At 37.7% G+C, this 10,530-nt stretch carries 10 protein-coding genes; all 10 read right to left on the bottom strand.

Annotation, left to right across the window (positions count from 1 at the left end; all coding sequences use genetic code 11):
* Window positions 1–145 precede the first annotated feature (145 nt).
* Window positions 146–1,069 (bottom strand): cysteine synthase A, encoded by a 924-nt coding sequence (gene cysK / locus DS745_RS10975; protein ID WP_129078304.1) that lies wholly within the window; start codon window positions 1,067–1,069, stop codon window positions 146–148.
* A gap of 166 nt (window positions 1,070–1,235) precedes the next feature.
* The gene (gene hslO / locus DS745_RS10970) at window positions 1,236–2,114 is read right to left on the bottom strand and encodes an Hsp33 family molecular chaperone HslO (protein WP_129078303.1); all 879 of its coding nucleotides are present in this window, start codon (window positions 2,112–2,114) and stop codon (window positions 1,236–1,238) included.
* Window positions 2,115–2,227: 113 nt separating this feature from the next.
* On the bottom strand, window positions 2,228–2,995 hold the full coding sequence (locus DS745_RS10965; RefSeq protein ID WP_129078302.1) for a type III pantothenate kinase: 768 nt from the start codon (window positions 2,993–2,995) through the stop codon (window positions 2,228–2,230).
* Between the two features lie 327 nt (window positions 2,996–3,322).
* Window positions 3,323–5,314 carry an ATP-dependent zinc metalloprotease FtsH gene (ftsH, locus tag DS745_RS10960; protein ID WP_129078301.1) on the bottom strand — a complete coding sequence of 664 codons (1,992 nt, stop codon included), beginning with the start codon at window positions 5,312–5,314 and terminating at the stop codon, window positions 3,323–3,325.
* 72 nt (window positions 5,315–5,386) lie between these two features.
* Window positions 5,387–5,926, bottom strand: coding sequence for a hypoxanthine phosphoribosyltransferase (gene hpt, locus DS745_RS10955; RefSeq protein ID WP_196121238.1), 540 nt, complete (start codon window positions 5,924–5,926; stop codon window positions 5,387–5,389).
* 84 nt (window positions 5,927–6,010) lie between these two features.
* Entirely contained in the window at window positions 6,011–7,396 is a 1,386-nt protein-coding gene (gene tilS, locus DS745_RS10950) for a tRNA lysidine(34) synthetase TilS (protein WP_129078299.1), read from the bottom strand.
* Entirely contained in the window at window positions 7,380–7,823 is a 444-nt protein-coding gene (locus DS745_RS10945; RefSeq protein WP_129078298.1) for a threonine/serine exporter family protein, read from the bottom strand. The genes tilS and DS745_RS10945 overlap by 17 nt, the downstream gene beginning before the upstream one ends.
* A 16-nt stretch (window positions 7,824–7,839) precedes the next feature.
* Window positions 7,840–8,595 (bottom strand): threonine/serine exporter family protein, encoded by a 756-nt coding sequence (locus tag DS745_RS10940; protein ID WP_241657793.1) that lies wholly within the window; start codon window positions 8,593–8,595, stop codon window positions 7,840–7,842.
* 126 nt (window positions 8,596–8,721) lie between these two features.
* Window positions 8,722–9,690, bottom strand: coding sequence for a serine/threonine protein kinase (locus DS745_RS10935; RefSeq protein WP_129078297.1), 969 nt, complete (start codon window positions 9,688–9,690; stop codon window positions 8,722–8,724).
* Window positions 9,662–10,390: a VWA domain-containing protein gene (locus DS745_RS10930; RefSeq protein ID WP_129078296.1), complete on the bottom strand. Its 729-nt coding sequence runs from the start codon at window positions 10,388–10,390 to the stop codon at window positions 9,662–9,664. Before DS745_RS10930 ends, DS745_RS10935 begins: the two co-directional genes overlap by 29 nt.
* Window positions 10,391–10,530 lie beyond the last annotated feature (140 nt).

Genomic DNA, 10,530 nt, shown 5'->3' with positions numbered 1-10,530 from the left:
TTTTTGAGAAGTTATTTTCGAGTTATAGCCTTCAATGATCATTAATTTCGTATCACTTGTAAATTTAGTCATAAATAAAACTGCACCCCAATCGTTAGTTGTGTCTAACAATTGGGGTGCAGTTCAAATTGGACTGCTTTCTTAATTATTCTTCAAATTGATATAAAGCCGTACTTAAATATCTTTCACCGTTACTAGGAATGATTGCAACTACTTTTTTACCTTTACCTAGCTTTTGGGCTAGTTTTAGAGCGGCAGCAATTGCAGCACCAGAAGAAATACCACCTAAGATACCTTCTTCTTTTGCAGCACGACGAGCATACTCAAATGCTTCTTCTGTAGAGATTTGGATAACCTCATCATATATTTGTGTGTTTAAGATGTCAGGAACAAAACCTGCTCCAATCCCTTGGATCTTATGCGGTCCTGGCTTTCCACCAGATAATACTGGAGAATCCGATGGTTCTACTGCTGCGATGTGTAAGTTCGGGAATTTTTCTTTTAACACTCCACCAGCACCTGTAATTGTACCACCTGTACCAATACCTGAGACAAAACCATCAAGTTGGTCACCAACTTGCTCTAATAGTTCTCTACCAGTAGTTAGACGGTGAACTTCAGGATTCGCTTCATTTTCAAACTGTTGTGGCATAAAGTAGCCATTTTCTTTTGCTAATTCTGTTGCTTTACGGATTGCTCCACCCATTCCCTCTGGACCAGGAGTTAACACTAATTCTGCTCCATAAGCACGAAGAAGATTACGGCGCTCTAAACTCATTGTTTCTGGCATAACTAGGATTGTACGGTAGCCTTTCGCCGCAGCAACCATTGCTAACCCAATTCCTGTGTTACCACTCGTCGGTTCAATAATAGTCGTATCAGCTGTTAATTTTCCGTTTTTCTCAGCTGCTTCAATCATCGCTAAAGCTATACGGTCTTTAACACTACTTCCTGGGTTCATGTATTCAAGTTTTAAGTATACGTCTGCATGATCCTCAGATACTAGACGATTTAATTTCACTAAAGGTGTTTGACCAATTAATTCTGTAATTGAGTTTGCAACTTTCATAAATAACTCCTCCTCATAAGATCTCTATTTTTAATACCGAGTAAATTCATTGGTTTAATTACTATTAATTTATCAGAGCAAGTTACAACTGTCAATTCTTTTTTGTAAAAATTAGCCTTTATTTATCAACGTTGCATTTTAAGTGATAAATAAAGGCTTTCTTTACTTAGTTAGCTTCTTCTCGTAACTGTTCGAGCTCAGCTTTTGTAAACGTATATTTTTCGTTACAGAAGTGACATTCTGTTTCTGCTCCAGCTTCTGTTTCAATCATATCTGTAAGTTCTTCTTTTCCTAAACTGATAAGTGCATTAGCAATTCTTTCCCGTGAACAATTACATTTAAAAATAACATCCATTTTCTCTAAAATTTTTACATTGTCATCGCCTAAAAGGGCATACAATAATTCCTCAGGTGGCATTCCTGCTTCTATTAGCTTTGACACTGGGGGTATCGTACTTAACCTATTTTCTATAAACGTAATTGTTTCATCATCAGCACCAGGCATCAATTGAATGATAAATCCACCAGATGCCAAGATCGTTTCATCTGGGTTTACAAGCACACCGACACCAACAGATGCTGGTGTTTGCTCAGATGAGGCAAAATAGTAAGTAAAGTCTTCACCAAGCTCTCCGGATACAAGTGGTACACTTCCTGTGAAATGATCACGCATGCCAATATCCTTGACAACCGCTAATAATCCATCTCTACCAACTGCCCTTGCTACATCTAGCTTGCCATGAGCATTTAACTCAAAGTGCACTTTTGGATTTCCAACATAGCCTCTTGTTTCGCCTTTGGCGTTACTATCCACGATAATTGCTCCGATTGGACCGCCACCATCAATTTTTACTGTAATCTTTTCTTCTCCTTTTAACATAGCAGCCATCATTGTAGAAGCAGTCATAGCTCTTCCTAAAGCTGCAGATGCAGTCGGCCAAGTTCCATGTCTTCGAACTGCTTCTCCGACCATATTTGTTGTTCTAATTGCGTATGCTCTTACTTTTCCTTCAAATCCTATTGCCTTTACTAAGTAATCTGTCATAAAAAATTCCCACCTTCTAGTATATACTACCAAATAGAAGAGGATCACTCCACCGGAATGACTCCACCAAAATTGGTAGTAACCGACTCCCTTGAGTCATCCTCTTTACTAATTTATTCTAGATTTTTTGTATAGATCATTTGAAGTCCTTTGAGTGTTAAAAATGGGTCTACAACATCAATCATCGTCGACTCATTTGCAATTAAAGGTGCTAAACCACCTGTTGCAATCACCTTAGGATTCCCTACTGCTTGTGCTTTCATACGAGTAACGATACCTTCAACTTGTCCAACATACCCATATAAAATACCCGCTTGCATGGCACTAACAGTATTTTTACCAATAATGTTATTAGGCTTAACAATTTCTATTCGAGGAAGTTTAGATGCTCTATTGTATAAAGCTTCTGTTGAAATCCCAATCCCTGGAGCAATAGCACCACCCATATATTGTTTTTCTTCATTGATATAACAATATGTAGTTGCAGTTCCAAAATCAACAATAATCAAGGGACCACCGTACATATCAATTGCAGCTACTGCATTGACAATTCTATCGGCACCCACTTCTTTCGGATTATCATATTTAATATTCAAACCTGTTTTAATACCAGGACCAATGACCATTGGTGTGATATTAAAATATTTCTTACACATTTTCTCTAAGGCATACATAATTGGAGGTACTACTGACGAAATAATAATTCCATCTATGTCTTTCGTGGTGAGCCCTTCATAAGAAAAGAGTTGTTTCACCATCATGCCAAACTCGTCTTCTGTTTTTGTTCGGTCAGTCCCTATTCTCCAATGGTACTTAAGTTTTTCTCCTTCATAAACACCTAATACAATGTTTGTATTTCCTACATCTAAAACAAAGATCATTAATGTCACCTACTTAGGTTATTGAATTTTTATCCCTCTTCAGTATAAATACTTATGAGCGAAAAATGAACAAATTTGTATTTTTAACTTATTAAAGTGCTGTTTTCGAAAAGTTTGTTGCTTTCGTAAAAATCCCAAAAGCCGGATTTTTACACAAAATACTAAGGATTGATCACTAATTTAGTAAGTATTGCTCTTTTCTTACTTGATTTGTTGGCTGATATCTTCATCTAGGGTATTTTTTTCGATTATTTTAGCGTAAAAAGCCACAATGTTTACGAAAAGAGCTAGTAAAAAAAGGTGTCTATAAAAGACACCCTTTTAACATTACTTATTATCTTCGTTCTTGGTTTCATCCTTCTTTTCAGGAAGAAGTGCTTCTTCGTCATTTTCAACTGGAGCATCTGTAGGCTTTGTTTCTTCTTTCTTTGTATTAATATTCACTTTAACATCGCCTTCAGTTGTCTTATTTACGTTATTGGAATGATGCCCTTCTGGAAGCTTACCATCCGCCATTAACGATTTAATTTGCTCAGCATCTAATGTCTCTATTTCAAGAAGCGTTTTTGCAATCAATTCAAGCTTATCTTTGTTATCAAGTAAGATGGTTCGACAACGCTCATAGCTCTCTTTAATAATGCGTTGCATTTCTTGGTCAATTTCATATGCAATTGCATCACTATAGTTTTGCTCATTATTAATATCACGCCCAAGGAATACATTGCCACCTTGACCTGTACCAAATTGCATTGGGCCAAGCTTATCACTCATTCCGTACTCCGTGACCATTTTACGAGCAATTCCTGTTGCACGTTGGAAGTCGTTATGGGCACCTGTACTTACTTCACCAAAAATAATTTCTTCGGCAACTCGACCACCAAGTAAGCCGACAATCTTATCTAACAGCTCTGGTTTCGTCATAAAGTAACGATCTTCTTTTGGAAGCATTACTGCATAACCACCAGCTTGACCACGTGGGACAATGGTTACTTTATGGACCATATCAGCACTTTCTAGTCTAACTCCAACGACTGTATGACCGGCTTCATGATAAGCAACAATATTTTTCTCTTTTTCAGAAATAACTCTGCTCTTCTTAGCAGGTCCAGCAATAACACGGTCAATTGCCTCTTCAATATCGTTCATATCAATGATCTTCTTATCAGTACGAGCAGCAACTAAAGCAGCTTCGTTCAATAAATTCTCTAAGTCGGCACCCGAAAATCCAGGTGTACGAGTAGCAATCGTTTTTAAATTTACATCTTCGCCTAAAGGCTTATTGCGAGCATGTACTTCAAGAACCGCTTCACGACCTTTGACATCTGGGCGTCCAACTAAAATTTGACGGTCAAAACGTCCTGGACGAAGCAATGCAGGGTCTAAAATATCCGCGCGGTTTGTTGCGGCGATAATAATAATTCCTTCGTTAACGCCAAATCCATCCATCTCAACAAGTAATTGGTTTAATGTTTGTTCACGCTCATCGTGTCCTCCACCTAAACCAGCACCACGTTGTCGTCCTACAGCATCAATTTCATCTATGAAAATGATACAAGGTGCATTTTTCTTAGCATTCTCAAATAAATCACGAACACGCGAAGCACCGACCCCAACGAACATCTCAACGAAGTCTGAACCACTGATTGAGAAAAATGGAACTCCGGCTTCTCCAGCAACTGCTCGAGCTAGTAATGTTTTACCAGTACCAGGAGGTCCTACTAGTAATACCCCTTTAGGAATACGTGCTCCAATCGCAGAAAACCTACGTGGATCTTTTAAGAATTCAACAACTTCTACGAGTTCTTGCTTTTCCTCATCTGCACCTGCTACATCTTTAAACTTGGCTTTCTTTTTATCATCGTAAAGCTTAGCTTTACTCTTACCAAAGTTCATGACTCGGCTTCCGCCACCCTGAGCTTGGCTTAAAAGGAAAAAGAATAAAATAAAGATAATCACAAATGGAATAATTGATGTAAAGAAAGTTACCCAACCACTTGTTTGTTCAGCTGGTAATACTGTTAATTCAGTGTCGCCTCTTTCAGCAGCATCTAAGATAGCATCAAGAGCGATATCTGATCTAGGTACATTAACTACAAAAGCCTCTGCACCTGCTGTTTTTAGTTCTCCACGGATTACGTACACATCCCTGACTGGCTGAATAGAACTTTCACCCACTTCACCTCTTACTAAGTGAGTGTGAAATTCACCGTACGTCATATCCCGAGTATCTGCTGGTGGCCCGTTAAAGAAACTTACAATACCAACAATTACTAAAAAGATTAATAAATAAAAGACTGTATTTCGAAAAATTCGATTCATCCTTTACCTCCTCCCACTAGCACATAAAGCTTCATTAAATATTAGCATAAAACTATTCTTAATCACAATTAATTACCCCTGATAAATCTCGGGCTTTAAAATTCCGATATAAGGAAGGTTACGATAACGCTCTGCGTAGTCTAAACCATACCCTACCACAAACTCATCAGGCACTTTGAAACCTGCCAAATCAGGCTTCAGATCAACTTTTCTTCCTTCAGGCTTATCCAATAGCGTGACAATCTTAACCGACTTAGCTTTTCTATAATGAAATAAATCAACTAAGTAATTTAAGGTTAGCCCACTATCAATAATGTCCTCGATGATTAATACATCTCTTCCTTCTACAGAAGTATTTAAATCCTTAATGATTTTCACTTCTCCTGAAGAAACCATTTCATTTCCATAGCTAGAGACATCCATGAAGTCTACCTCTAAATGAACATCCATTCGTTTAATCAGGTCACTCATAAATGGCATTGCGCCTTTTAGCACACCTACTACAAGAGGAAAACGATCCTGATATTCTTCAGATAGAGATGCACCTAGTTCCTTTATTTTTGTTTGAATTTCCTCTTCTGATAATAATACCTCTTTAATTTCATCTCTCATCATGACTTGAAAATAACCCCCTAAAATAATGTATAACTAAAATGAATAATCATGCTTTAATCCTCAAAAAAATATGTACTTTTACTAAAACTCTTCAAAGGTTAACTTTACAAACTCCTTTGTTCCACTTGTAGGATCAGCAAAGTTCGCTTTTCTCAATTTAGGAACCCAAAGTATTTCTCCATCTCCATTAACTACAATCGGCCAGCTCTCTCTCTCATCACGAGGTACTTTCTCATCAATAAATAGCGCCTTTAACTTTTTTGTTCCTCGCATACCATTGATGAACATCGAGTCTCCCTTTTGGCGATTTCTTATTATTAAAGGTAGTTTTAATTTCTCCTTATCACAAACCATGGTGTTTCGGGTTATTGGTGCTTTCTGGTTTGCCTCAATTACTTCTCCAATTATCTTACCCTTTTTAAGAGTAACAATCCCTGGTATCAATAATTGGTCTTCATAAAAAGAAACACCCTTTTGTTTTTCAAATTCTAGAAAACATTTGTCATAGGATTTTGTGATGGATAAACCGTTTGGAAAATCTAGAGAGCCTGATGGATGACGGTTATTAAGGAACTGCAGAAAATCATTCATATGTATAGTGGTAATTTCTGGTATGTTTTGTTCGTAAAGATAGTTTAATATTAGTTGAAAGCCTCTTCTTTGTAAAGAGATTGGACAACTTATTAGCGTTGATATCGCAAGGACGATTTTTTTAGGTTCCTTTTTTAGGATAACATCTTCTAATTTTTCTCTAGCCAATTGCTCTAGAAGTTGCTCATCTTCGGTCAAGAGTTCACTTTGTTGTTGAAATTTTAGATGAACAGCTGGGTTTTCTCTCTTTAAAATCGGTAACACTTCATTTCTAATTCGATTGCGCATGTATTTTGAAGTGAAATTACTAAGATCAATTTTCGGCTGAAGATCTTCGTCCTTACAATAAGTTAGTATGTCTTCCTTTGACAGACAAAGAAAGGGGCGAATAAGTACTCCACAACTGAACGGTCTCTTAACAGGAATACCAGCTAGTCCATATCCATGTGCACCTCTCACCTGCCGCATAATCATTGTCTCTATTTGATCGTCACCATGGTGGGCCAACGCCAAAAAATGGCCTTTATAATTTTGCATTACAAGTTCAAAGAATTGATAGCGACATTCCCTTGCGGCAACTTGAACACTTACTTTATGCGTTTCTTGATATTGTTTCACGTTAGCCTTAGTACCTTCAAACGTAATTCCTTCTTCTAAGCAATAGCTTTCTACAAAACGGTATTCATCCGCCGATTCTTCTCTCAACATGTGATCTACATGGGCTGCGATAATAGTTATATGCAATTGCTTCAATTCCTTATGTAAATAATGCAAAAGCGCCAACGAATCTGGCCCACCTGAGACTCCTACTACAACAGTTGCGCCTTCCGATAAAAGGGAGTGTTTATTAATAAATGAGTTAACGACCTGCCTCATAGCGGTGTCCAATCCCCTTCCCAAATGAAAATATCGCAATCGCAAAGACAATTCCCGCAGCTATTCCCCCAGCATGTAACATTGTCTCAATCCCAAGTTCAAGTCCACCAAGGTAATCTCCATCAACAAAAGCTAACATTGTATAATAGGCTTTACTGCCTGGTACTAGAGGAATAATTCCTGGTATGGTAAAAGCAGTAGCTGGTATTCGAAATTTTCGTGCTAAAAAGTGGGCTAAAGTTGCCGCTGTGATGGATGCGATACTCGTAGCAAATATCGCAGTTACTCCGTAATCCGACAATAAGCGAAAGATAGTCCAAGCCAGAACTCCTATTCCACCACCCAGGAAAAGAGCATTTCTTGGAACTCCGAAAATAATACCAAACGAAACAGTAGCAAAAAAACAAACAACAAGTTCTATAATCATAATCATTCACCTCTAGCTATAAGAATAACGAAATTGCTAGAGCAATTCCTGTTGCAATGGAAAGAGATGTGATCGTTGCCTCTGCCCCTCGGCTAACACCTGCAAGAAGGTCGCCGCTCATTAGATCTCTAACAGCATTTGTTAAGGGTACACCTGGAACTAATGGCATTAATGTCCCAATGATGATCTGATTTAAGTTTGTACCGATCCCAAAATAAACAAGGGCAATAGCTACTGCCCCACCAGTAAAAGCCGCAATAAATTCCGCAAAAAACTTTACTCGTAAATATCGTTCAACTTCTATTAATAAGATACTAGCTGTAACACCAGCAAGAAACGCAGGTAATGTATCTTTCACGCCACCACCAAATAAATAAGAGAAGCCACCACCTGCAATTCCTGAGGCTAAGTGTATTAACCAAATAGGGTAATTCATTGGCGATAAAGCAATTCTTCTCAACTGGTGATAGGCCTCATCAGCAGTGATAGAGCCAATAACGAACTCACGGGATACTTGGTTAACTAGTGTTACTTTATTGAGATCATAGTACCGATCATCAATACGAATCATTTGCATGATATCTCCACGGTCCTCTTCTTCAAACGAAATAAAAATTCCAGTCGTTGTTACAAAACTATGAACATTCTTTAAGTCCGCTGCCTTTGCCATTCTTTCTAAGGTCTCCTCAACCCGATAGGTTTCAGCACCATATGTAAGCATAATCTCTCCAGCAAGTAAACAAATGTCCATCATTTGGTCTGCTTTCCCCACTATAGCACCCCCTTAAGAGCAATTATGAATGTTGAATTATGAATTGTGAATTGGTGTTAGTAGCACTTCGAAGCTTTGCTAATCTTATAATTCATAATTCACAATTGACAATTCATAATTGTGCATTCACATCATTTGTCCAAATAAGTATAGGATATATGCTAAAAGAAGGAAAGAGGCAAACAAGAATGTTTCAAGAATTCCTGAAGATTTCTCTTTCTTTTTATGAACTAGTTTTTTATTTGGCTTTTTTATGCTCGCTTGCGTTTTGTTAGCTGGTGGAATTGAATGCTTTGATCGATTAATAGAATTAATCACGTCTTTCTTCATTAGCTGTGCATTTTGATATTTTCCTTGAAGAGCATTTAATAAAACAGCTTCATATTGTTTCAAAACTGGCTGTTTTTGAATTTTTTCCTTCAATTGTTTAATGCCTTCACCGTTTTTCTCAAAGCGGTTTTGATAACACGTATTGATAATAATCATTGCAACAGCAAAAAGATCATAGGATGGTTCTGCTACTCTCGTTCCTAGCCCCCAGTAGCCACGGTCATAGAATTCTGTGTATTCTTTAATAGATCTCCCTAGTAACGTTGTTCCACCTACATCTAACCAACGGACTCTTGGCGGAGGGCCAACAATCATTAAGTTATCAGGCTTTAAATCTCCAAAAACCCAACCAGCTTGGTGTAGCCGATCTAAGTCACCTAATAACTGCACCATAAATATACCAATCCATTCGCTACCCTTGCCGCGTATAAATGTAAATAAATCTTGCCCCTTTAAATATTCCATAGCATAAAAAGGAATATTTCCTTCAGGCGTTATCCAGTCGTCTACATCGATTAAAGAAGGTCCAAGAACTTGTCCTTGGACCTTGGAAAAATGCTTTAGGACGTTTACCTCTGAGGTAATTGCCATACTATTTAACCCCATCTTTAAAGCTACTAAACCCTCAGGTGAATGTGCTAAATAAACAGTCCCTGTAGCGCCGTTACCTAACTCTTTTATTATTTTATAAGGTCGTTTATGCCATTTGCCAATCAGTTTCGTCTCAGGAGGTAAGTTACATACTTGACTCTTCTTGATACTCATCGGCTAACAGACTCCTTTTGCTCTTACGTGGGAACATTGCGATTGCTTCCTGTAGTGCTGGTCCTGTAGGTGTGATCCCTCCTGAAGCTAATTTATGAAACACACCTGTTAACGACTCAATTTTTGGCGTCCAGCTTAACAACTTATCAACTTCTTTTCGTTTCCCCGGAAATGAATATAATGCAAATTTATTAGAGCCTTGTCTAGAGTTTAAACTTATCGATAAGTCGGTCAAGGCTTCTTGGACCATCGCCAACTTATTTTTCATACTAGCACTTGTATCTACTAATATTAAAAGTTCCAACTCCATCGTTTCCCCAAGTTCATCGACAACTTCCATTACTTGACCACGTTTTTCAGGTGGCAAATCTTCTATATCCTGATCTTTTCCTAGTATTTGAGTTAACTCTCTATTAACTACCCCATGAATTGTTTGTGTCATTGCTTTTCTAGTAACCATTTGTACAGTTTTTGCTAGTTGCTGAGTGTATACTATTTGGCTTATCCCACCACCAGACATTGCTATTGCTTGAATTTCTTCAATTCCTTGGTCACTAATTCGATCATCTTCAACGACACCAATTACATTGACAGTGATCCCTTCTTCTTTCGCTAATGCTGCAATCGCAACTGGATCTTCACCTTGATTTGAACAACCGTCAGTTAATAATAGAATTTGCTTTAACGTCCCTTTACCCATAATACAATTCCCCTCCATTTTCCATGAATGTTACCATCATTCACTTTTTTTAGAGGGAATATACTTTAAATTCTGAATTAGTTAATTTTGAATTTTTAACTAAATGTATTGCTTCGAAGCTTCTCAGAACAATTCATAAT

Source organism: Anaerobacillus alkaliphilus (genome assembly GCF_004116265.1).
GTDB classification, from domain to species: domain Bacteria; phylum Bacillota; class Bacilli; order Bacillales; family Anaerobacillaceae; genus Anaerobacillus; species Anaerobacillus alkaliphilus.
This window is presented reverse-complemented; position numbering and strand designations above follow the sequence as displayed.

Excerpts from the sequence above, each read along its gene's own strand:
- cysK (WP_129078304.1), bottom strand. The coding sequence starts at position 1,069 with ATGAAAGTTGCAAACTCAATTACAGAATTAATTGGTCAAACACCTTTA.
- hslO (WP_129078303.1), bottom strand. The coding sequence starts at position 2,114 with ATGACAGATTACTTAGTAAAGGCAATAGGATTTGAAGGAAAAGTAAGA.
- DS745_RS10965 (WP_129078302.1), bottom strand. The coding sequence starts at position 2,995 with ATGATCTTTGTTTTAGATGTAGGAAATACAAACATTGTATTAGGTGTT.
- ftsH (WP_129078301.1), bottom strand. The coding sequence starts at position 5,314 with ATGAATCGAATTTTTCGAAATACAGTCTTTTATTTATTAATCTTTTTA.
- hpt (WP_196121238.1), bottom strand. The coding sequence starts at position 5,926 with ATGAGAGATGAAATTAAAGAGGTATTATTATCAGAAGAGGAAATTCAA.
- tilS (WP_129078299.1), bottom strand. The coding sequence starts at position 7,396 with ATGAGGCAGGTCGTTAACTCATTTATTAATAAACACTCCCTTTTATCG.
- DS745_RS10945 (WP_129078298.1), bottom strand. The coding sequence starts at position 7,823 with ATGATTATAGAACTTGTTGTTTGTTTTTTTGCTACTGTTTCGTTTGGT.
- DS745_RS10935 (WP_129078297.1), bottom strand. The coding sequence starts at position 9,690 with ATGAGTATCAAGAAGAGTCAAGTATGTAACTTACCTCCTGAGACGAAA.
- DS745_RS10930 (WP_129078296.1), bottom strand. The coding sequence starts at position 10,390 with ATGGGTAAAGGGACGTTAAAGCAAATTCTATTATTAACTGACGGTTGT.